The following is a 26,248-nucleotide window of genomic DNA, read 5'->3' on the forward strand; positions in this document are numbered from 1 at the left end:
CTGAATTTCGTGTCCGCGATCGACGAGTTCGACGAATAGCCGTTGGCTGAGGCTATTATGAGCTGAGGTCAAAAAGAGTATGCGCACGGGATCCTCCCATGTTCTGGTTGGTTCAGGCGGAATGAAACGAGCTGCGCCTAATCGGCGCTTTCGGCTGGATCAGGCGTCTAGCGTCGACCGGAAGCGCGCCCGATACTCGGCTGGACTAGCGTCGAATAGGCGCTGAAACGTGCGTCGCATGCGCTCGGCGTTTCCAAAACCACATTCCATGGCAATCACCTCGATCGATGAATTCGTGTGCTCGAGCTTGGCGCGCGCCGCGTCCGCGCGCGCACGCTCAGCGAATTCGGCTGGCGTCTCACCAGTCTCATTGCGGAACAGACGCGAGAAACTGCGCTCGCTCATCGCCATGCGATCTGCCAGTGCGGGGACGCTCAGGTCGGCCTCAGGATGAGCCAGCATCCAAGTCTGAAGTTCGCTGACGTCGGCTCGTAAAGGCTTCTCTATAACGCTTGTATGGCCTTTGAACTGCGATTGACCGCCCGGTCGCCTCGGAAATACGAGCAGCGCGCGTGCGACCCCGAGCATCAATTCCCTTCCCAGATCCTCTTCGACGAGAGTTAGGGCGAGGTCGATACCGGCTGTGATGCCTCCGGATGTGTAGACATTCCCATCGCGGACAAAGATGCGGCTCGCGTCGACTTCGATCGATGGATACGCCTTCGCGAGACGGTCTGCATATGTCCAATGCGTTGTCGCGCGCCTGCGGTCTAAGAGGCCTGCTCGCGCAAGAATAAACGCGCCAGTGCAAATCGATACGATCCGCCGCGTCCTGGGAGCGATCGACCGCACCCATCTTAGGAGCGCGGAGTCTTCGGTGATGGCTTCGCAACCCAGCCCGCCGACCACGACCAGGGTGTCCAATCCCTCAACCATCTCGCTGTAGCTATGCGAGGCGACGATCTGAAGTCCGGACATCGTCAGAACAGATCCCGCCTCTTGAGCGATCACCACGGATGAATAGGCCGGCGGCTTTCTTAAGACGCTCAACATAAGGTTGGCCCAATGGAAGGTTTCGAACGGACCTGAAAGATCAAGGCTTTGGCAATCCGGGTAGACCAAAAATCCGACCCGACGGAAATGGGCGCTTTCCTGGCGCAGCGCGTCTGAGCAATGCTTTTCCATGCCTCGATCTTCCAGCGCCATTCGTTTCGTCACAAGGACAAATTTCCCACCTTTTCAGCCAGGCGCCGGAATTGCCACGGCCGCCAAGGGTCAAAGCGCCTGCGGCGTTGGCCTCGCCCGACAGGCGCGGGCCGTCAGATTTTTTCGATGGTTAGCGGCAGCCCCCCTTTAGGCCGCGTGGTGAAGTCAGGCGCAAGCTCCGGGCGATGGCCCTCGACCGGCGCGAAGCGAAAATCCCGGATAAGCGTCGCGAGAATCGCGGTCATTTCCAGCATGGCGAAGCCCATGCCGATGCAGATGCGCGGGCCGGCGCCGAAAGGCATATAGGCGCAGCGATGGCGCGCCTTGGCTTTTTCCGGCGCGAAACGGTCGGGGTCGAAGGCGTTCGGCGCGTCCCATAATTTCTCATGACGGTGCAACACCCACACCGCCGCATAGACCGGCTCGCCCTTGGGAATTTTATGCGGCCCGAGCATCAAATCTTCGCGCGGCTGTCGCCCGGTCGCGGCGGCCGGTGGAAAGAGGCGCATCGATTCTTGAATCGCCTGCTTGGTAAATTGCAGCTTCTCCACTGTCTCCGGTCCAATGTCGGCGTCGCCGGCGATGGCGCGGACTTCCTCGCGCACACGTTCCTGCGAGGCCTGATCCTTGGCCAGCAGCCACAGAGTCCAGGCGAGCGCGACCGCCGAGGTTTCATGCCCCGCGACCAGAAACCCGTAGAGATTGGCGATGAGTTCGGCGTCGGTCATCGACCGGCCGCTTTCCGGGTCCTTGGCGGCGAGCAGCCGATCGATGATCCCCTGCGTTTGCCCGTCCGACGCGCGCCGCGCCGCGAGGAGACGCGCGGTCTCGTCGTAAAGATAGCGCATGCTGCGATTGATCTTCGAGAAGCCTGGAAAAGGCATCCATGTCGGCAGGTGAAGCAAGGTGAAGATGCGCTGCCAGGCCACGCCGGCGAAACTCTCCTGCATGGCGGCGATGAATTTGGCGCGATCGAAGGAGCCGGCAACGCCGAGCACGGCTTTCTCGACGACCGCGAAAGTGACGTTCGACATCGCGTTCATCACATCGACCGGCGTTCCCTCCGGCGCGCGGCGCCAGTCCTCCGCCTGGGCCTTGGCGCAATCGACGAAGGTCGGCGTAAGCGCCAGAAGAATTTCGTGTCGAAAGGCCGGCGCCAAGGCGCGGCGCTGCCATTTCCAGTCGGCGCCTTCGACAAAGAACAGCGCGTCGCGATTGATCACGGAGGACAGCGCCTTCACGGTGATGAAGTCGCGCTCAAAACTCTCGGCGCGCGTGACCAACATTTCTTCGATGAGTTCGGGATCGGCGAGATAATGCGTGCGCCTGATGAACGGCCAGACGCCGTCAAGCTTGAAATAATCGTCGCGATAGGCGGCGGGCGGCCAGTTTTCGAGATAATTGCTTTTGACTGAGCGCCAGTTCGGCCGCTCATTGGGCGCGAAGGGCATGAAATCCGGATCGTGAAACATCACGAGACTCCTACGCCGCCACGATATTCGCTTCAATGACGAAGGCGAAACTGCGTCCAAGAATTCGGCGCAGAAAAAACTCCGCCGCTCCAATCAAATCCGGGAGTGGCGCAAGCCGCGCCAAGCGAAGATAGCACGCTAACGCCCCTACCCGATCGCCTGCGGCGATCGACCTCCCCCCTCAAGGGGGAGGCGTTTGCGCCTACATGCCGATATTTGGCCTGAGACGCGCCGAAGGGGATAGCGTGCCAGATTGCATTTCGGCTTGAGACGAAAAACTAAAGCTTTTGACTGGCGGACGCGCTGCACGCGTCACGCCCTTTACGTCTTGCACCGACAATCGCGCGACTTTCGAAAACTGCGCGTCCGTCAGCCAAAATTGGTCGAGCATCATCGGCGCTTCATTTCGGAAGCCTTGCCTCACAATGCTCCGTTCATGCGAAGCAATTTATAGGTCTGCACCCCGGTTTTAGTATGACACCACATTCACCACGGGAGTCAGACAGTCATAAGTCGCGCCGTCTGAGGCAACCTTCACATCGAGGCTAAGCTTTCCTACGGGCGCGGCGGTGATCGGGAGACTATGCCCAGTATCGTCCCACAATTGCGGTAACGGCCAGCCCGAGCCGCCGTCCCAATCACTGTCTGTAATTCCGTTGGTTGTGGTATCCACGCCCGGCCCAGCTATCTGAATGCCATTAATAAATGTCTTCTCCTTCGCAATACCGATCACCGTCCGACTGCTGCCGAATTGGCCATCGGCGCCAATACTATCCCAAAGGACTGGAGTTTTGATCACCCCGCCGGGAATGGATAAGGTATAGGCGGTGGAGCCAAAGAAAGTCGCTCCCGCGAGCCCCACATCAAAAATTCCAACAGTTTGGTTGCCAGTTCCCACGACAACAAGCGAAGCGCCTTCCGCCGACGGGAATTGCACGTAATTCCACGGGTCTTTTCCATTGTTTGTAGCGGATGCGGCATTGGTCAATTTTACCGGGTAGACGCCATTGCCCGCAACAAGCGCCGTGACGTTAGCTATATAAACCGCAATTCCATTACTGCCCCAACAAGTATCTGCGCCGGTTCCGATCAATACCCCGCCCTGAACGGAACAGCTATATGTCGCGGGTGATCCGGCATCTGGTTTACACAGAGTTATGGTCTGCTTCGATGGCGGCGAGGATGTGAAGAGATATGCCCAGTAGAGAAAGGCGCTCTTAACGGGACCTTCTATGCCGCTGACCTGAATTGAACCTATCTGGCGATTTCGGAGAGATACGCCGCCGGTCGCATATTGGGCGTTTGAAAAGGTCACCCTTGGCTTGATAGGCGCAGCAGGGGCGGTGAGATTTCCACCTTTTATGGCGTTCAGCAGCGCTGCGCTGAGCCTCTTCGCTCCACTCGTGCCGAGCGCAGGATCAAGGGTTGCTTCTTGCGCAGAAGCACTTGCTGCAAAAATTAGAATCGCAAATGCGGCGGAAGGATAGATTCGGATGTTTCGATTCGTTTGAAAAAGCATGTCAGTTGATTCCCTCTACAAATTTGAAACGGGATGCCTCTAAATGCATTGGACGCATATTAGAGCCACCGATCGAAGACTTCTATGCTACGAAGTTGTCCGCTTCAATGACGAGCGCAAACCTGCGCAAAAAAGTCGACGCAGAAAAAAGGCGGCCGCTTCCGTCAAATCCCGCAGCGGCGCAAGCCCCGCCAAGCGAAGATAACGAGTATCAACATCGGTAGCGCGACGCCGACGAGCGGGCCGGCCAGTCCGGCCGGCGGGCGCGCCATCAGCTCTTCGTCCGTCTGGGTGAATTTCGGCATCGCCGCGTAATCCTGCACCGTCAGCGACGCCCCCGCCTTGGCGCGGGAGAGGAAGAATTCGCGCCAGTCGACATGAAAGGCGCGGATGTGATCGAGAAAGGCGCGGTAGCGCGTCTCGCCGGCGCCGGCGATGTCGGCCATCGCGGCATAGGTCAGATAGGCGGGCGAGAGATAGCCGAGCCTGTCGGCCATGTCGCGCTGGCGGGCAAGCTGCGCGTCGTGCTTTGCGACGATCGCCTCGACGCGCTGAAACGCCGCCTCCTGCGTCGCAAGGCGTCGCAGCGTCATCTCCTGCGCGCCGCCCGCCTGTCTGCCGCCGCCGCCATGTTCGTCGGCGTAGCGGGCGAGCGTCGCATCCCGCGCGCGGTCGGCGTCGGTCGAGGCGGCGCGCGCCGCCAGCACCATCTCGATGCGCGACGGCGCCGGATGCGCGAAGGCGGCGAGACTGTTGATCGCGGTCGGCAGGATCATGGTGATCGCAACCCAGGCGCCGATCAGCGTCAGCGCGTTGAAGGCGGAGCCCCGGCCGAGACCGTCGACCGCGGCAGCGAGCGCCGCCCAGAAGAGCCCATAGAGCAGAACAGCGACGGCGAGCGCAGCAAAGCCCGACGAGGCGAGGCGCTCCCACCCCGCGAAGAACCAGACGCCCACCGCGACGGCGAGCAGCATCGCAACGATCGGCGCGGCGATTCGCGCGGCCAGCTTGCCGGCGAGCGCCGCGGCGGGACGGCGCGCCGAGGCGAGCGTCATGGCGAGCGTTCCCAGCTCGCGCTCGCCGGCGAGAAGATTGAAGGCCATCGCCAGAATGACGAGCGGATAGACGAAGACGACGACAAAGGCGAGATCAGTCGCGCCCGACATCAGATTGGCGGGATTGTCGATCTCGTCGGCAAAGAGAAAACTGTCTTTCGACCCCGTCGTCACCCGGACGGCGGGCGGCAGAAGATCGCTCTGGCCGATCGCGACGAGCGCCAAGGGGGCGGGCGCGAGCGCCGCGACGGTCGCGGCCGGTCCGCCGCCCATGAAGGTCGGATTGCGCGGATCGCGAAACGGCGGCGGCTCCGGCGTTGGCTTGCCCTGCGCGTCGGCCTCCTGCAATTGCGCCAGCGTCTTTTGCAGCCGCGAGATTCGCTGGGTCTCGTCGGCGCGCGCCGCGTCGATCGTCGCCTGCTGCGCCGCGACCCGCGCCGATCCCATCGCGAGGGCGAAAAGCGCGACGCCGGCCAAAATGATGAGCGCGAACCAGACCGCGCCGTCACGGCGCATCATGCGCGTTTCAAATCGCAGGCCGGCGAGGAATCCGGAAGACATTGGCGCGCCTATATCGGCCGCAGCCGTCGCGCGGCGACAGCCGCGAAGACGATAGCGAGCGCAAGCCAGCCGAGAAGCGCCGCGATCAGCAGCCCGCTGTAACCGAGCGCGAAGCCGGCGCCGGGCGCGCGATAAGAGAAAGCGCCGATCTTGCGCCACAGCTCCGGGCCGGCGACGTAAGCATTGTCGTGGGCAAAATGGATGATGTTGTCGCTCACTTCGTTCTGTATGTCGCGCCGATGGGCTTCGGCGCTCGTCGCGAAATCGAACTGGCTGCGACTGTCCACCCCGGCGAAAGCCATCGAGAGCGGCCTTAGCGCGAGCAGCGGAAACAGGAATCCCGGCGCGGCGCGCAGCGCGTCCTGGCGATCGAAACTCGACTGCAGGGCGCCGAAATGGCGGTCGAAAATCGAATAGCCGCTCTCGTCGTCCTGGCGCAGCGCGAGGCCGCGGAAATTGACCGGCAAATCCTCGATCCGCGCAACGCCATATTTCTTCAATGTCGCGTCGCGGAACGCGACGAAACCGGGATGACTCTCGTCATGGCCGAAGGTCTTCGCCTTGTCCTGAGCGACGCCGGCGCGAAACTCCTGCCATGTCGGAACCGGCGCGAAGGCGCGCGCCGCGTCCGTCGCAAGGCGTGGCGCCAAAAACGAATTGGCGAGCCAGAAGGCGAGCAGCGCAACGAGCGCCGCGCGCGAATTTCTGGCCAGCGCCGAAACGCCGAGCGCGAGAAAGGCAAAGCCCGCAAGATAGGCCGCATAAGCCGCGCCGAGCGCGCCGAGCCGGATGAATTGGTCGGCGAGCGACAGGCGCTCGCGATCGACGAAGAAGAACAAAGCGAGCGCGGCGCCGACGAAGGCCGGCGTCAGCAGCGCGAAAATCGCGCCGATCAGCGCCAGCGCTTTGCCGGCGAGAATGTCGCGCGGGCGTGCGCCGACGCTAAGCAATTGCTTGAGCGTGCCGCTTTCGCGTTCGCCGGAGAAGCTCGCAAAGCCCATCAGGACGACGATGAGCGGCGCGATCGTCTGCAGGATAAAGGCGAGCGACAGCGACCCGAGGCGCGCGCCGACGCCGCCGTCGCGCGCCTGTTTGAACTGGGTCTCGTTCTGCTTATGCGCCTCGAGCCACACGGCGGAGCCGACATAGGCGTCGACGCCAGGATCGGCGAGCGCCAGGGGGCTTAACGGCTTGAAGGCGTATTGGCCGAAATGCGCGGCGGCGTGCGGATTCTTCGCGCTCTGTCCGACCCAGAGGTCGCGATCGGCCTTCGCCGCGGCGTCGCGCTCGTGAAGCAAGCGGGCGTTTTCGACATAGCCGAAGGCGAGCGCGGCGAGCATCAGCGCGACGATAAAGGCGCAAAGCCAGACGAGGCGCCGGTCGCGCCAAAGCTCAAGCCATTCCTTGCCGGCGACGGCGCGCATGACGCGCCAGCGGCTCTTCGACGGGGACCCCGCGGCGAGAGGCGCGAGGGCGAGTTCGCTCATGCCGCCCTCGCGAAAAGATCGAGATAGGCGCGCTCCAGGCCGAGATGATCGACATCATCGGCGCCGAAGACCGAGGCGAGACGCCCCTGCGCCATGATGCCGATCCGCGTGCCGCATTGCTTGGCGAGGAAGAGGTCATGGGTGACCATCAGCACCGCCATGCCGTCCTTGCGCAGCCGCTCGATCAGCGCGGCGAATTCATTGGCCGCGAGCGGATCGAGGCCCGAGGTCGGCTCATCGAGCACGAGCGCCTGCGCGCGCCTTGCGAGCGCGATGGCGACGCCGACCTTCTGGCGCATGCCCTTGGAATAGGCTCGTACCGGACGTCGGACCGCGTCGCCCGGCAGGCCAGCGGCGGCGAGCAGCGACAAAAGCGTCTCGCGCGGCGCGTCGGCGCCCGAGATTTCGGTGAAATATTGCAGATTTTCTAGGCCGGTGAGCGCCCCATAGAGCATCACCTGTTCAGGGATATAGGCGAGCCGCGCCCGCGCCGCCGACGGATCGACGGCGGAGTCGATGCCGCAGACGAGCGCCTGCCCCGCCGTCGGCTCGATGAAATTGAGGAAGAGATTGACGGTCGTCGTCTTGCCGGCGCCGTTCGGGCCGAGCAGGCAAAACACTTCGCCCGCCGGCACGATCAGATTGAGACGATCGAGCGCCGGCGCAGCTGCGCCGTCATAAATTTTCGAGAGGTTACGCGCTTCAAGCATCGCCGCATCCGCCTACGGCACGACCCCGGCGCGCGTGGCCTCGCGCCGGAGTCGGTTATGTTGTCCGCTTCAAGCCTGCATCATCGGCTCAGGGCGGTCAAGCAGACGTCTCCCGCTCAGTGCGGGGCGGCGCCGAGGCTCGATACGTCGACCTTCACGCCGGGACCCTGGGTCGAGCAGATGGCGACGCGCTGGATGTAGGTGCCCTTGGCGCCCTGCGGCTTCGCCTTGGCGACGGCGTCGACGAAGGCCTTGATGTTCTCGACGAGCTTGCCGTCGTCGAAAGAGGCCTTGCCGACCGTGCCCTGCACGATGCCGGCCTTCTCGACGCGAAACTCGACCGCGCCGCCCTTAGAGGCCTTCACCGCGCCGGCGACGTCCATCGTCACCGTGCCGACCTTCGGGTTCGGCATCAGGCCGCGCGGGCCGAGCACCTTGCCGAGACGGCCGACGAGCGGCATCATATCCGGCGTCGCGATGCAGCGGTCGAAGTCGATCGTGCCGCCCTGCACCGTGGTGACCAGATCCTCGGCCCCCACCACATCCGCGCCCGCCGCCTTGGCTTCGTCGGCCTTGGGGCCGCGCGCGAAGACCGCGACCCGCAGCGTGCGGCCGGTGCCGTTCGGCAGATTGACCACGCCGCGCACCATCTGGTCGGCGTGTTTGGGGTCGACGCCGAGATTCATGGCGATTTCGACGGATTCGTCGAACTTCGCCTTGGCGCGCTCGCGCACCAGCTTCACCGCCTCGTCGAGGGCATAGAGCTTGGTGCGTTCAATGCCTTCGCGAGTCTTCGCAATGCGTTTTCCGATATGCGCCATGGTTCTACTCCACCACCTGGAGGCCCATCGCGCGGGCGGAGCCTTCGATCATCGACATTGCGGATTCGACCGTGGCGCAGTTGAGGTCGGGCATTTTCTTTTCCGCGATTTCGCGGATCTGCGCCTTGGTCACCTTGCCGACGACATTGCGTCCCGGCGTCTTGGAGCCGGAGGCGGGCTTCTTGCCGATCTTGAGGCCCACCGCCTTCTTCAAGAAGAAGCTGACCGGCGGCTGCCTCATCTCGAAGGTGAAGGAGCGGTCCTGATACGCGGTGATGACGACGGGGATCGGCGTCCCCTTCTCGATCTGTCCCGTCTTGGCGTTGAACGCCTTGCAGAACTCCATGATGTTGAGGCCGCGCTGGCCGAGCGCGGGTCCGATCGGCGGCGACGGATTGGCCGCGCCGGCCGGCACTTGCAGTTTGATGTAGCCGGCGATTTTTTTCGCCATTTGCTCTCTCCAACGAAAGGCGCCCGCCGCGATTTTTCACGCGTGCGCGCCGGTTGCAGGTCGTGGTCCGGTCCGAAGCTCCCCGATGGCGTCAGGGCGGACCCGCCACGTATAAATTTCTCGGGCGGCGGGACCGCCCAAGGAATGGCGGCTTTTAGGGGATGGCGGCGGAAAGAGCAAGCGCGACGACCGATGGTTATCGTCAGTGGCTCGGCGACAAACCGACCACGGAAGAATGAGGGACGAGCCAAAAGCCGATCCAGCTCGCATCACCGCAAACGCCGTTGCAGCTTTGTCTCCGGCTTCCCACCTCCGTTGAGGAAAGGAAGTCTTAAAGGAAGTCTTCATGTCCGATTACGCAAAGAGCCTCGCATTCATGGCCGCCGGACTCGCGGCGATGATTTTCTCCAATTTGTACATCGGAGAGACGCTGCTTGGCTGGGCCGGCCTGCTCGCGGGGATCGGCCTCTATTATTACGGATGGCGCGGCGTTTGCCCTGCGTGCCGCGCGCAGCGTTGCGCCGTGGCGTCCGCCAAGCCGACAGATGCGCCCTCGGAGGGCGGCGTCGCGAAAGATAGCGAGCCGGACAGCGCGACCGCGCATTAGATTTTACGTCTTCTCGACGCGGCCAAAGATCGAGACGGCCACCATGAGGCGCGAGCGCGCCTCGTCGATTTCCTCATCGAAGCCTCGATGCGACTCGGGCGGAAGGCCCTCATAGGCTTCGACGTGGCGCGCGTCTCCTCGAATTCATCGATCAAGACGCCTTGGCCAATGGCGATCTCGCGCAGCATCGCGAGCGTGAAATTGCCGGGCTCGTCATTCATCACAGCTGCTTGCGGGCGTCGCCTATGGTCGCGTCGCGTCATATTTTTTTGAAGGACACCGTCCGTACGTGCGTCCCGGAATTCGCACGCGCGTCATGAGCGCCGCTTAAGGCGTATGCGCGGCTGGCCGGCGGCGTTGCTCAGCCTCCGCGCCCAGAGGCGGCATCATAACCGGAGGGGTGGGACACATGCGAAAGTTCGCGATTTTCGGCGGCGCGGCGCTCGCCGCGGCGTTCATCGGCTGCGCGCCTTTCGCGCAGGCCCACGACGATCAGCGAAGCCGGGACGACCATGGCGCGGCTATTCAGCTCGGGCCGCGCCCGTTCTATCTCGTCGACGGCATGGACGAAGGGCCGCTGAAGCAGCGGCTGACGGCGTGCAAGAACGGTCCGTTCGAACGGACGAGCTTTTCCATCGGCCATCGCGGCGGCGCGCTGCAATTTCCCGAGCACACGGTCGAAGCCTATAACGGCGGCGCGCGCATGGGCGCGGGCATCGTCGAATGCGACGTGACCTTCACCAAGGATCGCCAGCTCGTCTGCCGTCACGCTCAGAACGATCTGCATACGACCACCAATATTTTGCTGACGCCTTTGGCGTCGAAATGCATCAAGCCATTCGTCCCCGCGGCCGGCGCCGTTCCGGCGAGCGCCGAATGTCGCACGTCGGAGCTTACGCTCGGCGAGTTCAAGACGCTGCGGGGAAAGATGGACGCGTTCAATCCGGCGGCGAAGACGCCGCAGGAGTTCCAGGGCGGCACGCCCTCCTGGCGCACCGAGCTCTATACCGGGCGCGGCACGCTGGTCACGATGCGCGAGAGCATCCGGCTCAACAAGCGCAACGGGGTCAAGCATACGCCTGAGCTCAAAGAAGGCGATGCGGCGTCGATCGCGTCGATCTTCGGTGGCCAGGAGGCCTATGCTCAGGCCTTCGCCAATGTTTTGCGCGAGGAGGGCGTCGAACCGCGCGACGTTTTTCCGCAGTCGTTCAACGTCAACGACATACTCTATTGGATCGCCAAGACGCCCTATGGCGGGCAAGCGACCTTCCTGATCGACTACGACGCCGCCGCCGACAATATTCTGCTGTTTAATCGGACCGGCCAACAGCTGTTGACGCGCGCCGAGCAGATGGCGTTCCTGGCCGAACTCAAGCGCGCCGGCGTCCGCATTCTCGCGCCCGCGATGCCCGCGCTTCTCGCCGTCGACGGCGACCGTGTCGTCGCTTCGAGATTCGCGAAGGACATCAAGAGCCTGGGCTTCGAGATCATCACCTGGACCTTCGAGCGCGCCGATCTTCGTCAAGGCGCGTCGAAGGCGGGATTCTACTACGACTTCGATCCGGCCGGCGCTGCGATCAAGAAGGACAGCGACATGTACAAGGCGCTCGATGCGCTGGCGCGCGAAGTGAAGATCATCGGCATCTTCTCGGACTGGCCGGCGACCGTGACCTATTATGCGAACTGCATGGGATTGCGGTAGCGGCGCCGAGAGTGCGCGGCCCGGACGGCGCGGCCGCGCATCAGTCTTTACATCTTTTCGACCTGGCCGAACTCCAGCTCCACCGGCGTCGGGCGGCCGAAGATCGAGACTGCGACCTTGAGGCGCGAGCGCGCCTCGTCGATTTCTTCGACCAAGCCGTTGAAGGAGGCGAAAGGCCCGTCGGCGACGCGCACCGTCTCGCCGACCTCGAACATGATCGTTGGCTTCGGCCGGTCGACGCCCTCGGCGACCTGGCCCTTGATGCGCAGCGCCTCTTCCTCGCTGATCGGCATCGGCTTGTTGTCGGCGCCGAGGAAGCCCGTGACCTTCGGCGTGTTCTTGATCAGCGAGAACACCTGGTCGGAAAGGTCGCATTTCACCAGCACATAACCGGGGAAGAATTTGCGCTCGGCCGAGACCTTGCGGCCGCGCCGCACCTCGACGACATGTTCGGTCGGCACGAGGATTTCCTCGAAACTGTCGGAAAGACCGCGCTGCGCCGCGCCCTCGCGAATGGCGTCGGCGACCTTCTTTTCGAAGTTCGAATAAGCGTGGACGATATACCAGCGCATGCTCATAGCGGCGCCACAAGCTCCAATTATCTAGCGCCCGACGCCGATCATCAGGCCGACGCCGAAACGCAGCGCGTAATCGACGATGACGAAAAACAGGCTCGCGAATAGCACCATCAGGATGACGAGGCCGGTCGTGATGAATGTCTCGCGACGCGTCGGCCAAGTGACCTTGGCCGCCTCGGCGCGGACGTCCTGCAGGAATTGAAACGGATTGACCATTCGACTACCGGGCTGTGCGGGAACGCGCGACCTTGATCAGAAGCCTCAAAATGAGACGCGCCGCAAAACGATCGCGGCGCGGGACCTGCCGGCCGCGCGCCACGAATTCGGGCGGTTATAGCTGCTTGGCGCGGCGCCGCCAAGCGAAAAACGAGCCTCAGGACAAAGCCGCGGCGGAATGAAGGACGGCGCGCGCCTCCGCCAAAGCGACGAGATTGGGCGAGAGCAGTCGGGCCTCTTCAGGGGTAATATAGGCGATCCGGGCCGCGATCTCGGGGCCGAGCCGCGCCATCGCCGCCTTGAGGTTTGGGGGGTCGTATCGACTATTCTCGACGCCATAGATTTCGCAGCTGCGGCCGAGCTTAGCGAGAACGCTCCAATGGACCTTTTCACTGACATGTTCCTCGTCAGGGCTCCCGCCCCACAGCAGGCTGTTGGCCGGCGCGCCAGCCGCGAACATTTCGCGGCTGCGTGGAAAACGCCTGTCGATCGGATATTTTTCCGCCGAGTCGGGAATGTCGCCGTCGATATTGGGCTTCAGCAGGCGCCTGATCCCGTCATTGTCGAATGTGAGCCCGGTGAGCGCCTGCGTGCGCGCGATCATCCAGATCAGCGCGATGTCGGAAAGGCCCGCTTCGGGATAGCCGCCGCCGACATTGCTGTGGACGCCCGGAAACCAGTTCTGCTCGATGTTCTTGGGTTGCGCGTCGCCTTTTTTCACCGTCCAGAAGGTCGGAATGAAGGGGCGGCGCCGTTCGTCGACGCCGATCGCGTGCAAAGCGTGATCGACATGGGCGCCGAGCTGCGTATCCTCGAAGCCGCCGAAAATCAGCAGCGTGAGATAGCGGCCAAGCGGCGCGAGCCCGCTGAAGCCGGCGGGCACGCCATAGGAGCCGACGGTGTCGAAGACGCCGAGCAGCGTGATGCGATTGTTCGCTTGAATGTCGGGACCGCTCGGCGGCTCGCCGCGGCGCGAGGCCTCGCGCGCGCTTCTGTTCGCGCGCGCGATCTTAAATATGCTTCTGTCCCTTGTCTTTCTGATGCCGCAGTCGCCGATCAGGCCAGCCAAGGCGCGGGCCGCATAGGCGCCGCGTGAAAATCCGTAGATATAGAGTTCCTGATCGTCGCGATAATTGTCGACCACCCACTCGTAGGCGTCCTGCACGATCTTGCGCAGGCCAAAACCGATCGTGCCGCCGAGGATCTTGAATCCTTGCGCGCCGACGCCCGAAAAATAGCGGACGTTCTGCTGGACGCCGCCCGCGCCGCGTGGCGGAATGATCCTCTCGGCGACTCTCTCCTCCCACGACTCTTTGCAGATGTTGGTGAAGTCGCGGGGCGTATTCCATGTGCCGTCGAGTAGAACAATGTTACGAATCATTTCGTCCTCCAACAGCGCGCAAAGCATAAACAATCGCGACCGAGCGCCTGTCGATGGTGACCCGCTTTAACCGCCGCGGCAAGCGAAGAGGAAAGATTTGCCCCGGACCGGCGCTCCCCGCTATGAGAAGCCAAGCCTCGATCCGAACATTGGAGAACAGGATGCGCGCACGCTTATTCTTCTTGGCCGCATTCGCTGCTGCGATCGGCGCCGGCTGCAACGCCGCCCGCCCACCGCAGGCCGCGCCGCCCGGACCCGCGGTCCCGTCGCCGATGACGCAAGCGCTGCCGCCGGACGCGCCCGGCTGCGCCGGCGCCGTGGCGCGCTACCGTTCGGTCGTCGACAACGACCTCTCCATGGGCCACGTCAACCAGAGCGTTCACGCCCAGGTTTCGAACGAGATCGCCGAGGCGGCGTCGGCCTGCGCCAGCGGCCAGGACGGGCGCGCGCTGTCGCTGCTGCGCGCCTCGAAGTCGCGTCACGGCTATCCGGGCTGAGCCTTAACGTTGGCGCCAGCCTTGCGACATCAGCTTGGAAGCAGTCCAGACTGGATTGATTGACCTCATGTTTAGGCGTTCTTACTTTCGGTAGGACACGAACTCGGGAGATGCGGTTTTTGAAACTTCACCATATTTTTGTGGCGCTTACGGTTACGGCTTTGGGTCTTTCCGGCGCCGCCGCAGCCGATAACGCCTTTACGCTCACCATCAAGGACCACCGTTTCGAGCCGGCAGAATTACGGCTGCCGGCCAATCAGCCCGCCACGCTGACCGTGAAGAATCTCGACGCGACGCCGGAAGAATTCGAAAGCAAGCCGCTGCGCATCGAGAAGGTGATTCCTGGAAACAGCGCAGCGACCTTCGCGCTTCGGCCGCTCAAACCCGGCAGCTACAAATTCGTCGGCGAATTCCACGAGGACGACGCCAAGGGCGTGGTCGTCGCGGAATAGGCCATGCTCGGCGCACTCATCATCGTCTTTCGCGAAGCCATTGAAGCCGGCCTGATCGTCGGCATCGTGCTTGCCGTCACGCGCGGCGTCGCCGGTTCGCGCGGCTTCGTCGCGGCGGGCGTCGGCGCGGGCGCGCTCGGCGCCATCATCGTCGCCGCCTTCGCCGACCGCCTCTCGGCGGCTTTCGCCGGCGCCGGCCAGGAACTCTTCAACGCCGCGATCCTGGCGATCGCCGTGGCGATGCTCGTCTGGCACAATATCTGGATGGCCCAGCATGGGCGCGAACTGGCGCAGAATCTTTCTAACGTCGGGCGCGCGGTGGCGCGCGGCGACGAAACGCTGTTCGCGCTGACCGCCGTCGTCGGCCTCGCGGTGCTGCGCGAAGGCGCCGAAGTGGCGCTGTTTCTCTATGGCATTCTCGCCTCGGGCGAATCCAGCTGGGACGTCTTCGCGGGCGGCCTTGGCGGACTGGCGCTCGGCGCGGCGACCAGCGTCGCGACCTTCTACGGCCTCGTCGCCATTCCGGCGAAACGCCTCTTCGCCGTAACGACATGGCTGATCACGCTGCTCGCCGCTGGACTTGCGGCGCAATGCGTCGCCTTTCTTCAGCAGGCGGGCCTTGTGACCTCGCTGTCCGACACCGCCTGGGACTCGTCGTGGCTGTTGTCGGATAAGAGCATCGTCGGCCGGGTGCTGCACACGCTGATCGGCTACGCCGACCAACCCTCGGCGATGCAGGTCGCCGTCTATCTCGGAACGCTCGCCGCCATCGTCGCGGCGACCAAATTTTTCGCCGCGCGGCCGTCAGCCGCGATCCGCGCGCCGGCGGAATAGCGCCGGCGGTTTGGGCGAAGAGGCTTGGCGACGCCTCAGCCGCCGCCGAAAAGCTGCTCGAAAACGCTTTTTTCCGATGCGCCGCGCCTTTGTCGCGGTCGCTCGATCGAGCCGACCGTCGGGATGTCCTCGGGCGGCAGAAGATCGTCGATCGCCTGCGGCGGGGGCGCCGGCCGCTGCGGAGGATCGCGCGGCTCGGAAAAATCTGGGCGCGCCTCCGCGACCGGCGGCGGCTCCTCATGCGGCGCGCCGGGAATTGCCGCCGGAGGACGCAGGGCCGGAGAATTTCTCGCGGGTTGCGGACGCGGCGCCGGTTGCGGCTCTCCGGTAAAGAGGCCGATGAGATCGTCGATCGGCTTGGCGATCTCCTCCGGGATCGCCGCGTTCTCGGATCGCCACGCGCCCGAGGGCAGCCCGGCGACCGGCTGGCCCTTCAGCGCGATGTTCATGAAGCGGCTCCAGATTTCGACCGGCAGATTGCCGCCGGAAGCTTTCTTCGTCGGTGAATTGTCGTCATTGCCGAGCCAGACGCCGGCGATCAGCCGGCCCGTATAGCCGACAAACCAGGCGTCGCGAAAATCCTGGCTGGTGCCGGTCTTGCCGGCCGCGTCCCAACCGGGAAGCTCGGCCTTGCGCGCGGTGCCGGTGAGCAGAGTCTCGCGCATCATGTCGTTCATCATCGCCACATATTGCGGCGCGATCACCCGGCCGAGCGAGACTCCGTGGTGCTGGTATAGAATCTTGCCGCCGGCGGTCTTCACCTTGAGGATGACATGCGGTTGCACGCCGATGCCGCCATTGGCGAAGGGCGCATAGGCGGCGACCAGTTCAAGCGGCGTGACTTCCGACGTGCCGAGCGCGATCGAGGCATTGGCCTGCAGCTCGGACTGGACGCCGAGCCGATGCGCGGTCTTCGCCACGGTCTTCGGGCCGACCTCGAGGCCCACCCGAACCGCGACAGTGTTGAGCGACAGCGACAGCGCCTTGGTGAGCGTGACCGGCCCCATATATTGCCGGCTGTAATTCTCCGGCCGCCAGCCTTTCACGTCGAGCGGGCCGTCCTCGCGCACCGACTCGGGCGTGAGCCCGTGCTCGAGCCCGGCGAGATAGACGAAGGGCTTGAAGGCGGAGCCGGGCTGACGCTTGGCCGAGACGGCGCGGTTGAACTGGCTTTCCGAATAGTCGCGTCCGCCGACAAGCGCCTGGATCGCGCCGCTCGGATCAAGCGCGACGAGAGCGCCCTGACCGACGCCGAGCTTCGCGCCCTTTTCGTCGAGCGCCTGTTTGAGCGCGCCTTCCGCCGCCATCTGCATGCGCGCGTCGATGGTGGTGGTGACGATAATGTCCTGATCGATCGCCCCGACCGTATCGTCGAGCATGTCCATCACATAATCGGCGGCGTAATTGATCGAGCCGGCGCCGATGTCCTGACGCGCGCGCGCCGGATGGGCCAGCGCCGCCTTGGCCATCGCCTCGGTGATATGGCCTTCCTGCGCCATCGCCGCGATCACTTGCGCCGCGCGTTCGGCGGCGCCTTCCGGATTGCGGTCGGGCGCAAGCTTGCTCGGCGCTTTCATCAGACCGGCGAGAACGGCGGCCTCGGAGAGGGTGATGGTTTTCGCGCCATGGCCGAAATAGCGTTCGGCGGCGGCTTCGACGCCATAGGCCCCTGAACCGAAATAGACCCGGTTGAGATAGAGTTCGAGAATCTGGTCCTTGGAATATTTTTGTTCCAGCCAGAGCGCGAGAATTGCCTCCTGAATTTTGCGCGAGATCGTGCGCTCCTGGGTCAGGAAGAGATTCTTGGCGAGCTGCTGGGTCAGGGTCGAGCCGCCCTGCATGCCGCCATGGCCGGTGACGTTGCGCACCACGGCGCGGCCGATGCCGAGCGGATCGACGCCCCAATGCGAATAGAAGCGGCGGTCCTCGATGGCGATGAAGGCCTTGGGCACATAGGGCGGGAGATCCGCGAGCCGCACTGCCGCGCCGCCGGTGTCGCCGCGATTGGCGAGAAGCTCGCCATTGGCGTCGAGGATGGCGATGTTGGGCGGGCGCTTGGGAACCGCGAGCTGGTCGATCGGCGGCAGGCGCGACCCGTAATAGACCGCGAGGCCGCCGGCGGCGATCGAACCCCATAGCGCCAGGGTGAAGCCCCAATACATCAGCGAACCGAAAAGCGAGCGCGAACGGCGGCGCGGCTTCTTGCGGGCGCGCGGGCGCGGCGGCGGGCGGCGCTCGGCGCGCAATTCGCCGTCGTCGTCGCCGTCGTCGAACCGCGGTTCGCGACGCTGGTAGCTGCGCGCCATCGGATTGCTCGCCTGTCGCCGCCGCACGGCCTGAAAATGCTTGATGAAGCCTAACGACGGCCATTTAAGGGCCGGTTAAGCGCGGGTGAGCTTGCGGCACTGGCTTTTCCGGCAAGCGCCGTTTGTTGGACAGTCAGGAAATACTTGCGTCGCCTCGCGCGGCTTCCCATTATATGAATAATACGAAAGATACGAGTAATGTGAAATGAAAGTCTCAACCGCCGAATTCATCAAGAACTATGGCGCGCTGGCGGACAAGGCGCTCTCGGAGCCTGTCACCATCACCAAGAACGGCCGCGACCGGCTGGTAGTGATCTCCGCCGAAGAATATTCGCGCCTCAAGCGTCGCGACCGGCGCGTGGTGAAGCTGGAAGATTTCACGGAAGAGGAAATCGCGCTGATCGCCCGGGTCGAAGTCCCGCCTGGTCATGAACATCTGGATGAGGAGCTGAAAGACTGGCGGCCGTGAGCTGGCCGGTTCCTCAGCCGGGTCTAGTGATCCGCTATTCATACTTGTGGGAACGCAAGGCCCGCGAGGGCATAGAAGAAGGGGCGAAGGATCGCCCCTGCGCGATTGTGCTTGTGCTGCTGCGCGAGGGCGACGCGCCCATCGTCCGCGTCTTGCCAGTCACTCATTCCGAGCCCGCCGATCCGGCGGACGCCCTGGAAATCCCGCTCCCCACAAAACGACGCCTCGGGCTGGACTCCGATCGTTCCTGGGTCGTCCTGACGGAAGCCAATGATTTCATCTGGCCGGGGCCTGACCTGCGTCCGGCGGTCAGCGGCGACCTGTCCAGCGCCGCATACGGGATGCTGCCGCCCGGCTTCGTCAAGGCGCTGCGCGAGCGCCTGACCGATCGATGGCGCAAGGCCGACACAAAAGCGGTGTCCCGTACGGAGTAGCAGGGATGCGCCAATTGCCACGCCAGCGCCTCTTGAATCGCCACAGCGTGGAACGCTGCGGGCACGCCCTCTTCGTCAAGGAAAGCGTCGAAGAAGGACAAGTTCGCCGCCGAACGTGGCTTGGATCTTTTCCTGTCGCCCTCCCTTCTCGAATTCCCGCCTCCGCTTCCGCGCCAGCGTGCGTTCCAGTTGAAGGCCGCCGCGTGTGCGGCTCGGCAGGCGGGCTAGGCTAACCCCCGCACTTATGCACAATCATTCGCTTAGAGCGCCGTCCCGCCCTTGCGCTTCCGGCGCCGCCGCGCCAAAGTCTCTGCCCCCGGCGCGGCGGCCTGCCGCGCCGAAATAATATGCGGACGGCTCATGAAGGTCACGATCGAGAGAGCGGCGCTGTTGCGGGCGCTCGGCCATGTTCATCGCGTGGTGGAGCGGCGCACGACCATCCCGATTCTGGCCAATGTGCTGCTCTCCGCCGCGGACGGGGCGCTGACGCTGAAAGCCACCGACCTCGATCTCGAAATCACCGAGAAGGCCGCCGCCGAAGTCGTCCAGCCCGGCGCGACGACTCTGCCGGCGCATACGCTCTACGACATCGTGCGCAAATTGCCGGAAGGCGCGCAGGTCTCTCTCGAGGCGACCGGCGACGCCGGCCAGCTCACGCTGCGTTCGGGGCGTTCGCGGTTCAATCTTTCGAGTCTTCCCGAGAGCGACTTTCCCGATGTCACTTCCGGCGATTTCAGCCATACGTTCACGCTCGCGCCGGGCGACCTCAAGCGCCTCATCGAAAAGACGCAATTCGCCATCTCCCAGGAAGAGACGCGCTATTATCTCAACGGCATCTACCTCCACACGCTCGACGTCGACGGGCGGATGATGCTGCGCGCCGTCGCCACCGACGGCCATCGCCTGGCGCGGCTTGAGCTGCCCGCGCCGGAAGGCGCCGCCGGCATGCCGGGCATCATCCTGCCGCGCAAGGCGGTCACCGAAGTGCAGCGCCTCATCGAGGACGCGCAGGGCGACGTTTCGATCGAACTCTCCGTCAACAAGATGCGTTTCGCCTTCGGCGACGCGCTGCTGACGACGAAGCTGATCGACGGCACCTTTCCCGATTACGCGCGCGTCATTCCGGCCGGCAATGACAAGCGGCTCACCGTCGAGCGCGACGCCTTCGCCAAGGCGGTCGACCGCGTCTCGACGATTTCCTCGGAGCGCGGCCGCGCCGTCAAACTCTCGCTGTCCGAAGGCAAGCTCGTCTTGTCCGTCACCAATCCGGACCAGGGCTCGGCGGTCGAGGAGGTCGAAGCCGACTATGATGGGCCGCCGCTCGACGTCGGCTTCAACGCCCGCTATCTCCTCGACATCACCCAGCAGCTCGACAGCGACACGGCGCTGTTCAAGCTCGCCGATCCCGGCTCCCCGACGCTGGTGCAGGACCGCGACGGCGCCTCCGCGCTCTATGTGCTGATGCCGATGCGCGTTTAAGCTTGGAGCGACGCCTTTAGCCCGCTAGGCTTGGCGCGTGCTTGCTGAAATCCTTCCTTTGTGGCCTTGGCTTCTCGCCTGTTTCGCGATCGGCGCCGGGGCCGGCGCCGTCACCCGCCGCGCGCCTGAAAACGGCGTCGTCGCGCGCTGGCTGATCTGGACCGCGCTGGCCTTCGGGGTCGCCGCGCTGGTTGTGCGCCTGGGGGCGGTCGCCGACGCAACGGGCCTCTTCAAGGGCGCGCTCGCCGCCTACGCGGTCTTCATCATCGGCGCGGCGCTCGGGGCGCTCGCCCGGCACGGATCGATGGCGGCGCATGAGGGCTGGGCGGTCGGTCTGATCGCCGTGGCGCTGGTCTGGGTCGGCGCCATGGTGATCGACCGGTCGGGCCATGACGAAGGGCTGCGCCGCCGCTACGCTCAGCCGATCGAACAACTGAACCCGGACGCGCCGCGCCCGCCGCCTTCGCCGACCGGCGAAGCGCCGACGGTCGCGCCCGCCGTATTGCCCCGCGAACCAAAACCCCAAAGTGCGTCACTTGCGCCGGCGTCCACTTGGATGACCCGCGCCGATTGTCAGGCGGCGCTCGAAGCGGCGTCGACGTCGGGCGAACTGGTCTTTCGCCGAGGCGAGGCGCGCCTAACGCCTTCGGCCGCGCTGGCGCTCGACAAGGCGGCGGCGATCATTCGTCGCTGTCCGGAAAATGCGACGATCGAGGTTCTCGGCCATGTCCGGAGTTCGACCGCCAACGCCAATAATGACGCGCTGGCGCAGCGGCGCGCGCAGGCGGCGATTTCCTATCTCCAACGTCAGGGCTTGAGCGGGCGCCGCCTCGCCGAGCCGCGCGGCGAGTCGCGGCAATCGGAAGCCCGCGCCCTGACTTTTCAGGTTCGTTAGGCGGATCGCCTCAAGCGCAGTCGCTCCGCCCCAATATGGGCGCTATTTCATTAGCATATCCGCCTTCGGGCGAAATTGATGCCGCGGATGGACATGAGCGTTTCGGGCAGAGCGCATAAGAAGGCCGCGACGCGCGGGCTGACGTCTGCGGCGCTCCTCTCGGTCGCCCTCGCCTTCTCGGCGCAGGCCGAGCCACAGCGCCCAGACGACATCTCCTCCAAGCAGCAGGAATTGCGCGGCGTCGAAGATACGATCGGCGCCGCCCGGGAGCGCGCCCGCCGGCTCGAAGAACAGCTGATCGACAACGCCGCCGCGCGCGAGCGGCTGAACGGCGCGCTCATCGAAGCGACGCTGCGGCTGCAGGAAACGGAAACGCGCGCGGTCGACATCGAGGAGCGGCTGGCGACGCTCACCGAAAACGAGCGCAAGATCGTGACCTCGCTCAACGGCCGGCGGGCGCTGATCATTGAAGTTCTGACCGTTCTGCAGCGCATGGGCCGCCGACCGCCGCCGGCGCTGATGGCGCGCCCGCAGGAAATTCTCGAAGCCGTGCGGGCGTCGCTGGCGCTTGGCGCGGTGTTGCCGCAGATGCGCGCCGAGGCGCGGCAGCTTCAGCGCGACTTGACCGAGTTAGTGCAGACGCGGGACGGCGTTCGGCGCGAGCAAAATCTGCTCGCTGAACAGCGCGCGAGCCTGAAGACGCAGCGCGAACGGCTCGAGCCGATGATCGCCGAGCGTCAGGAGGCGATCTCGACCTCGCAAAGCGCCCTGCAGACGGAGACGGAGCGGGCGCGGGCGCTGGCGCAGCGCGCGACCAGCCTCAAGGACCTCATCGCCCGCATGGAGGCCGAAAGCGCGGCGGCGCAGCGCGCGGCCGAAGAGGCGCGCAAGGCCGACGAGGAGCGGGCGAAGGCGCAGGCGAAGCTCTCCGAACGAGAGCGACTCAAGGCGCTGTCCGCGCCGTTCAAGGATCCTGCCCGGCTGGCGCCGGCGGTCGCCTTTGTCGATCTCAAAGGTCGGCTGCCGACGCCCGCCTCGGGACAGATCGTTCGCCGCTTCGGGGCGCCCGACGGCTTCGGCGGCAAGGAGAAGGGCCTGTCGATCGCGGCGCGGGAAAATGGCGTGGTGATCGCCCCCTGCGACGGATGGATAGCCTTTTCAGGGCCTTATCGAAGTTATGGGCAACTCTTGATCATTAACGCCGGCGGCGGCTATTATGTCGTTCTGGCCGGCATGAGTCGCACCAATGTGAACGTGGGACAATTTGTTCTCGCGGGTGAGCCGGTGGCCAGCATGGGAGACGGAGCCGCGCAGACCGCGGCGACCATCGCAATCGGCGCGAAACAACCCATTCTCTATGTTGAGTTCCGCAAGGACGGAGCGTCAATCGACTCGGGCCCATGGTGGGCGAAGTCAGACAGTCGGAAGGTCGGCGGATGATTCGCAAAACAGTCCTTATCGCTACGGGAATCGCTATTGGGGCGGGATGCGCCACGCTCGGCCAGCAGGCGCGCGCCGTCATCGGCGGCCCGGCCCTGGCGGCTTCCGCCGACACTTACAAGAACCTCAGCCTTTTCGGCGACGTCTTCGACAAGGTGCGCGCCGACTATGTCGAGAAGCCCGACGAGCAGAAGCTCGTCGAAAACGCGATCAACGGCATGCTGACCTCGCTCGACCCCCATTCGAGCTATCTTGACGCCAAGGCGTTCAAGGACATGCGGACCCAGACCGAGGGCAAGTTCGGCGGCCTCGGCATCGAGGTCACGCAGGAAGACGGGCTGGTCAAGGTCGTCGCGCCGATCGATGACACGCCGGCCTCGCGCGCCGGAATCCTCTCGGGCGATCTTATCGGCGCCATCGACGACGAGACGGTGCAGGGTATGACCCTCAATCAGGCCGTCGACAAGATGCGCGGCGCGATCAACACGCCGGTCAAGCTGACGATTTTCCGCGGCAAGAACAAGGACAAGATCGAGGTCAAGCTCACCCGCGCCGAAATCCACATCAAGTCGGTGCGTTCGCGCAAACAAGGCGACGACATCGCCTATGTCCGCATCTCGCAGTTCAATGAGGAGACCGCGGAGGGCTTACGCAACGCCATGACCAAGGCGCAGCAGGATATCCCCGCCGACAAGTTCAAGGGCTATATCGTCGATCTGCGCAATAATCCGGGCGGCTTGCTCGACCAGTCGATCCAGGTCGTGAATTCCTTCATCGACAAGGGCGAAATCGTTTCGACCCGCGGCCGCAACGCCGACGAAACCCAGCGCTACAACGCGCGCGGCTCGGGCGATCTTTCGAAGGGCAAGCCGGTCGTCGTGCTGATCAACGGCGGTTCGGCCTCGGCGTCGGAAATCGTCGCCGGCGCTTTGCAGGACCATAAGCGCGCGACGCTGATCGGCACGCGCTCCTTCGGCAAGGGGTCGGTGCAGACCATCATTCCGCTTGGCGGCAGCGCCGGCGCGCTGCGTCTCACGACGGCGCGCTATTACACGCCGTCGGGCCGCTCGATCCAGGCCAAGGGCATCGATCCGGACATGGTGATCCTGCAGGACGTTCCGGACGAGCTCAAAGGCAAGGACGACACCAAGGGCGAAGCCTCGCTCAGGGGCCATCTCAAGAACGGCGAAGACGAGAAGACCGGCTCGCAGGCCTATGTCCCGCCGGATGAGGCGAAGGACAAGCAGCTCATCGCGGCGGTCGAACTTCTGCACGGCAAGTCGAGGGCGCAGATCCTCTCCGAGCAGACGAAGGAAGTCGCCAAGGACACGACCAAGCCGCCGGCCAAAGCCGCGAATTGACGCGGCGGGCGGCGGGGCTTAGGCAATCGGCGGGAGTCTCCGACCGCCGATGAGCTTTCTTTCGACTTACGCTAATCCAGCGCGCTTTCTGCGTTTTGCGGATCGCGCGCTGCCATGGCTTTCCGGCGCCACGCTGCTGCTGCTCGCGATCGGGCTCTACGGCGCCTTCGCCGCGCCGCCCGATTATCAGCAGGGCGAAACGGTGCGGATCATGTATATCCATGTGCCGTCCGCCTGGCTCGCGATCTTCGCTTACGTGGTGATGACCTCGGCGTCGCTCGGCGTTCTGGTCTGGCGTCATCCGCTGGCCGACGCGGCGCAGAAAACCGCCGCCAATCTCGGCGCCGCCTTCACTTTCATCTGCCTTGTCACCGGCTCGCTATGGGGCAAGCCGATGTGGGGAACCTTCTGGGTGTGGGACGCGCGCCTCACCTCGATGCTGGTTCTCTTTCTCCTCTATCTCGGCCTCATCGCGGTCAGGCAGACGATGGACGACACGCCGCGCGGCGCGCGCATCGCCGCGATCATGACGCTCGTCGGCGCGATCGACATTCCGATCATCAAATATTCGGTCGACTGGTGGAATACGCTGCATCAGCCGGCCTCGGTGTTTCGCATCGGCGGACCTTCGATCTCGGGCTCGATGCTATGGCCGCTGATCGTCATGGCGCTCGCCGCGACATTCTTGTTTTTGACGCTGCATGTGATGGCGATCCGCAATGAAATCCTGCGGCGTCGCCTGGCGCGGCTGTCGATGCAGGCGGTGCGCGCCGGCGAAACCGCCGGCGATGAAAGCTGGGAGGCCGCTCAGTGAGCGATCACTGGTTTTATATCGCCGCCGCCTATGGCGTGACGATCGTCACGCTCGGCGTCGTGACCTTGCGCATCGTGCTCGACTATCGCCGCCTGCGCGCGGCGCTGGCGCGTTTCGGCGCCGCCGGCGCGCGCGATCAGGGAGAAAGTTAAGTGAACGACGCCGTCGCGCCGCGTTCGGCGCTGCGCTTTCTGCCGCTGGCGCTGTTCGCGCTGCTGGCGCTCGTCTTTCTCGTTCGGCTCTTCGCCGGCGACGCCTCGCGCATTCCTTCCGCGCTGATCGGCAAGCCGGCGCCCGCCTTCGATCTGCCGGCGCTTGAAGGCCTCGCCGGCGTTCCCGGTCTTTCGACCGAGGATTTGCGCAAAGGCCATGTCAGCCTCGTCAATGTCTTCGCGAGCTGGTGCGGCCCCTGCCGGCAGGAACATGCGGTGCTAATGGCGATCGCCGCCAATGAGGCGCTCAAGGCGAAGGGCGTCGAGCTTTACGGTCTGTCCTATAAGGACGAAACCTCGAAAGCGCTGGGCTTCCTCGAAGAGGGCGGCAATCCATTCGCCCGCGTCGGACTCGATCCCGCCGGCCGCACGGCGATCGACTTCGGCGTCTATGGCGTGCCCGAGACTTTCGTGATCAAGAGCGACGGAACCATCGCCTATAAATTCGTCGGGCCCTTAACGCCTTCCGCCGTCGCGACGACGCTCATTCCCGAGATCGAAAAGGCGATGGCGGGCGCCGGCGCGGCGGCGCGCTGAACGGCGCGACTCAAGGCGCTTTGAGGAAAAGTCCCACAGTCAACGCCGCGCCGATCACGATGACGAAAATGCGCAGCAGCTTTTCGTCGATGTGATGGATGAGGAGCCCGCCGGCAATCCCGCCGATCGTCGCGCCGGCGCTCGCCACCAGCGCCTGCGGCCAGTGCAAATCCGGCGAGAATAGAAAGATGGCGACGGCCGAGGCGTTCATCACGCCGGCGAGAACATTCTTCGTCGCGGCGGCGATGCGCACGCCCTGCCCGGCCATGGTCAGCGCCGCGACCATTAAAAAGCCGATGCCGCCGCCGAAATAGCCGCCGTAGATCGAGATCAGAAATTGCGCGAAGGCCGCGCCTGGCGCGCCGAGATGGCTGTGCGTTTCGCCGGGCTTGCGGAAGAAACTGCCCCAGGCGAATACGATCGTCGCAAACAACACCAGCCACGGCACGAGCTGCGCGAAGAGCCCGCGCGGCGTCGCCAGCAGCACCGCAGCGCCGACCGCGCCGCCGACAATGCTGATCGCGAACAGCGCGCGCAGCGACAAACCATTGGCGCCGGTCGCGAGCTTGCGGCCGGTCCAGCCGGTCGCGACCTGCGCCGGAAACAGCGCCACGCAGGAGGTGACATTGGCGGCGAGCGCGTCCATCCCCGTCAGCATCAATGTTGGAAGGGTGAGGAACGAGCCGCCGCCGGCAAGCGCATTCTGCGCGCCCGCCCAGATCGCAACGCCAAACAGCAGAATGAAAGCCATG

Annotated in this window: 27 protein-coding genes; 14 read left to right on the forward strand and 13 right to left on the reverse strand. The window is 64.4% G+C overall.

Annotation, left to right across the window (positions count from 1 at the left end; genetic code table 11):
- Nucleotides 1-159 precede the first annotated feature (159 nt).
- From U1E20_RS09380 to rplK, 8 genes are all read right to left on the reverse strand, one after another.
- Entirely contained in the window at nt 160-1,206 is a 1,047-nt protein-coding gene (locus tag U1E20_RS09380) for a GlxA family transcriptional regulator (RefSeq protein WP_409980322.1), read from the reverse strand.
- Nucleotides 1,207-1,319: 113 nt separating this feature from the next.
- Entirely contained in the window at nt 1,320-2,678 is a 1,359-nt protein-coding gene (locus U1E20_RS09385) for a cytochrome P450 (protein WP_409980323.1), read from the reverse strand.
- Between the two features lie 469 nt (nt 2,679-3,147).
- Entirely contained in the window at nt 3,148-4,197 is a 1,050-nt protein-coding gene (locus U1E20_RS09390; protein ID WP_409980324.1) for a hypothetical protein, read from the reverse strand.
- 164 nt (nt 4,198-4,361) lie between these two features.
- Nucleotides 4,362-5,813 (reverse strand): DUF3526 domain-containing protein, encoded by a 1,452-nt coding sequence (locus tag U1E20_RS09395; protein ID WP_409980325.1) that lies wholly within the window; start codon nt 5,811-5,813, stop codon nt 4,362-4,364.
- Between the two features lie 8 nt (nt 5,814-5,821).
- The gene (locus tag U1E20_RS09400; RefSeq protein WP_409980326.1) at nt 5,822-7,300 is read right to left on the reverse strand and encodes an ABC transporter permease subunit; all 1,479 of its coding nucleotides are present in this window, start codon (nt 7,298-7,300) and stop codon (nt 5,822-5,824) included.
- On the reverse strand, nt 7,297-8,010 hold the full coding sequence (locus tag U1E20_RS09405) for an ABC transporter ATP-binding protein (protein WP_409980327.1): 714 nt from the start codon (nt 8,008-8,010) through the stop codon (nt 7,297-7,299). The genes U1E20_RS09400 and U1E20_RS09405 overlap by 4 nt, the downstream gene beginning before the upstream one ends.
- A 116-nt stretch (nt 8,011-8,126) precedes the next feature.
- A complete protein-coding gene (gene rplA, locus U1E20_RS09410) occupies nt 8,127-8,831 on the reverse strand; it encodes a 50S ribosomal protein L1 (RefSeq protein WP_409980328.1) in 705 nt (234 codons plus the stop codon).
- Between the two features lie 4 nt (nt 8,832-8,835).
- The gene (gene rplK / locus U1E20_RS09415) at nt 8,836-9,282 is read right to left on the reverse strand and encodes a 50S ribosomal protein L11 (protein ID WP_409980329.1); all 447 of its coding nucleotides are present in this window, start codon (nt 9,280-9,282) and stop codon (nt 8,836-8,838) included.
- A gap of 346 nt (nt 9,283-9,628) precedes the next feature.
- On the opposite strand from rplK, the gene U1E20_RS09420 reads away from it, so the two are divergent.
- Both U1E20_RS09420 and U1E20_RS09425 read left to right on the forward strand, forming a co-directional pair.
- Complete coding sequence (locus tag U1E20_RS09420) at nt 9,629-9,889, forward strand: hypothetical protein (RefSeq protein WP_409980330.1); 261 nt, start codon at nt 9,629-9,631, stop codon at nt 9,887-9,889.
- Between the two features lie 409 nt (nt 9,890-10,298).
- Nucleotides 10,299-11,591, forward strand: coding sequence for a glycerophosphodiester phosphodiesterase family protein (locus U1E20_RS09425; protein ID WP_409980331.1), 1,293 nt, complete (start codon nt 10,299-10,301; stop codon nt 11,589-11,591).
- Nucleotides 11,592-11,638: 47 nt separating this feature from the next.
- On the opposite strand, the gene nusG is transcribed toward U1E20_RS09425, so the two are convergent.
- From nusG to U1E20_RS09440, 3 genes are all read right to left on the reverse strand, one after another.
- Nucleotides 11,639-12,169 (reverse strand): transcription termination/antitermination protein NusG, encoded by a 531-nt coding sequence (nusG, locus tag U1E20_RS09430; RefSeq protein WP_409980332.1) that lies wholly within the window; start codon nt 12,167-12,169, stop codon nt 11,639-11,641.
- A gap of 24 nt (nt 12,170-12,193) precedes the next feature.
- The gene (secE, locus tag U1E20_RS09435; RefSeq protein WP_409980333.1) at nt 12,194-12,385 is read right to left on the reverse strand and encodes a preprotein translocase subunit SecE; all 192 of its coding nucleotides are present in this window, start codon (nt 12,383-12,385) and stop codon (nt 12,194-12,196) included.
- A 157-nt stretch (nt 12,386-12,542) separates the two neighbouring features.
- A complete protein-coding gene (locus tag U1E20_RS09440; protein ID WP_409980334.1) occupies nt 12,543-13,766 on the reverse strand; it encodes a DUF2235 domain-containing protein in 1,224 nt (407 codons plus the stop codon).
- A gap of 161 nt (nt 13,767-13,927) precedes the next feature.
- On the opposite strand from U1E20_RS09440, the gene U1E20_RS09445 reads away from it, so the two are divergent.
- The 3 genes from U1E20_RS09445 to U1E20_RS09455 all read left to right on the forward strand — a co-directional run bounded on the left by U1E20_RS09445 (nt 13,928) and on the right by U1E20_RS09455 (nt 15,549).
- Nucleotides 13,928-14,263, forward strand: a complete 336-nt coding sequence (locus tag U1E20_RS09445; RefSeq protein ID WP_409980335.1) for a hypothetical protein — start codon at nt 13,928-13,930, stop codon at nt 14,261-14,263.
- 110 nt (nt 14,264-14,373) lie between these two features.
- Nucleotides 14,374-14,715 carry a cupredoxin domain-containing protein gene (locus U1E20_RS09450; protein WP_409980336.1) on the forward strand — a complete coding sequence of 114 codons (342 nt, stop codon included), beginning with the start codon at nt 14,374-14,376 and terminating at the stop codon, nt 14,713-14,715.
- 3 nt (nt 14,716-14,718) lie between these two features.
- The gene (locus U1E20_RS09455; protein WP_409980337.1) at nt 14,719-15,549 is read left to right on the forward strand and encodes an FTR1 family protein; all 831 of its coding nucleotides are present in this window, start codon (nt 14,719-14,721) and stop codon (nt 15,547-15,549) included.
- A 35-nt stretch (nt 15,550-15,584) separates the two neighbouring features.
- Here the strand turns inward: U1E20_RS09455 and U1E20_RS09460 are convergent, their stop codons facing one another.
- Entirely contained in the window at nt 15,585-17,855 is a 2,271-nt protein-coding gene (locus tag U1E20_RS09460) for a transglycosylase domain-containing protein (protein ID WP_409980338.1), read from the reverse strand.
- 205 nt (nt 17,856-18,060) lie between these two features.
- Here U1E20_RS09460 and U1E20_RS09465 point away from each other — a divergent pair, with 205 nt between their 5' ends.
- From U1E20_RS09465 to U1E20_RS09505, 9 genes are all read left to right on the forward strand, one after another.
- The gene (locus tag U1E20_RS09465) at nt 18,061-18,324 is read left to right on the forward strand and encodes a type II toxin-antitoxin system prevent-host-death family antitoxin (RefSeq protein WP_409980339.1); all 264 of its coding nucleotides are present in this window, start codon (nt 18,061-18,063) and stop codon (nt 18,322-18,324) included.
- The gene (locus tag U1E20_RS09470) at nt 18,321-18,758 is read left to right on the forward strand and encodes a hypothetical protein (RefSeq protein WP_409980340.1); all 438 of its coding nucleotides are present in this window, start codon (nt 18,321-18,323) and stop codon (nt 18,756-18,758) included. Before U1E20_RS09465 ends, U1E20_RS09470 begins: the two co-directional genes overlap by 4 nt.
- Nucleotides 18,759-19,118: 360 nt before the next feature.
- Entirely contained in the window at nt 19,119-20,237 is a 1,119-nt protein-coding gene (gene dnaN / locus U1E20_RS09475) for a DNA polymerase III subunit beta (protein ID WP_409980341.1), read from the forward strand.
- A 37-nt stretch (nt 20,238-20,274) separates the two neighbouring features.
- A complete protein-coding gene (locus U1E20_RS09480) occupies nt 20,275-21,132 on the forward strand; it encodes an OmpA family protein (RefSeq protein ID WP_409980342.1) in 858 nt (285 codons plus the stop codon).
- Between the two features lie 78 nt (nt 21,133-21,210).
- Nucleotides 21,211-22,572 (forward strand): murein hydrolase activator EnvC family protein, encoded by a 1,362-nt coding sequence (locus U1E20_RS09485; protein ID WP_409980343.1) that lies wholly within the window; start codon nt 21,211-21,213, stop codon nt 22,570-22,572.
- Nucleotides 22,569-23,933: a S41 family peptidase gene (locus U1E20_RS09490; RefSeq protein ID WP_409980344.1), complete on the forward strand. Its 1,365-nt coding sequence runs from the start codon at nt 22,569-22,571 to the stop codon at nt 23,931-23,933. The genes U1E20_RS09485 and U1E20_RS09490 overlap by 4 nt, the downstream gene beginning before the upstream one ends.
- A gap of 49 nt (nt 23,934-23,982) precedes the next feature.
- Nucleotides 23,983-24,747: a heme ABC transporter permease gene (locus tag U1E20_RS09495; RefSeq protein ID WP_409980345.1), complete on the forward strand. Its 765-nt coding sequence runs from the start codon at nt 23,983-23,985 to the stop codon at nt 24,745-24,747.
- Nucleotides 24,744-24,899: a heme exporter protein CcmD gene (ccmD, locus tag U1E20_RS09500; RefSeq protein WP_409980346.1), complete on the forward strand. Its 156-nt coding sequence runs from the start codon at nt 24,744-24,746 to the stop codon at nt 24,897-24,899. The genes U1E20_RS09495 and ccmD overlap by 4 nt, the downstream gene beginning before the upstream one ends.
- Complete coding sequence (locus U1E20_RS09505) at nt 24,900-25,496, forward strand: DsbE family thiol:disulfide interchange protein (protein ID WP_409980347.1); 597 nt, start codon at nt 24,900-24,902, stop codon at nt 25,494-25,496.
- 10 nt (nt 25,497-25,506) lie between these two features.
- Here U1E20_RS09505 and U1E20_RS09510 read toward each other — a convergent pair whose 3' ends face one another.
- Complete coding sequence (locus tag U1E20_RS09510; RefSeq protein ID WP_409980348.1) at nt 25,507-26,247, reverse strand: sulfite exporter TauE/SafE family protein; 741 nt, start codon at nt 26,245-26,247, stop codon at nt 25,507-25,509.
- Between the last annotated feature and the right edge of the window lies 1 nt (nt 26,248).

The sequence above is a fragment of the Methylocystis sp. genome (assembly GCF_046349115.1).
Taxonomy (GTDB): domain Bacteria; phylum Pseudomonadota; class Alphaproteobacteria; order Rhizobiales; family Beijerinckiaceae; genus Methylocystis.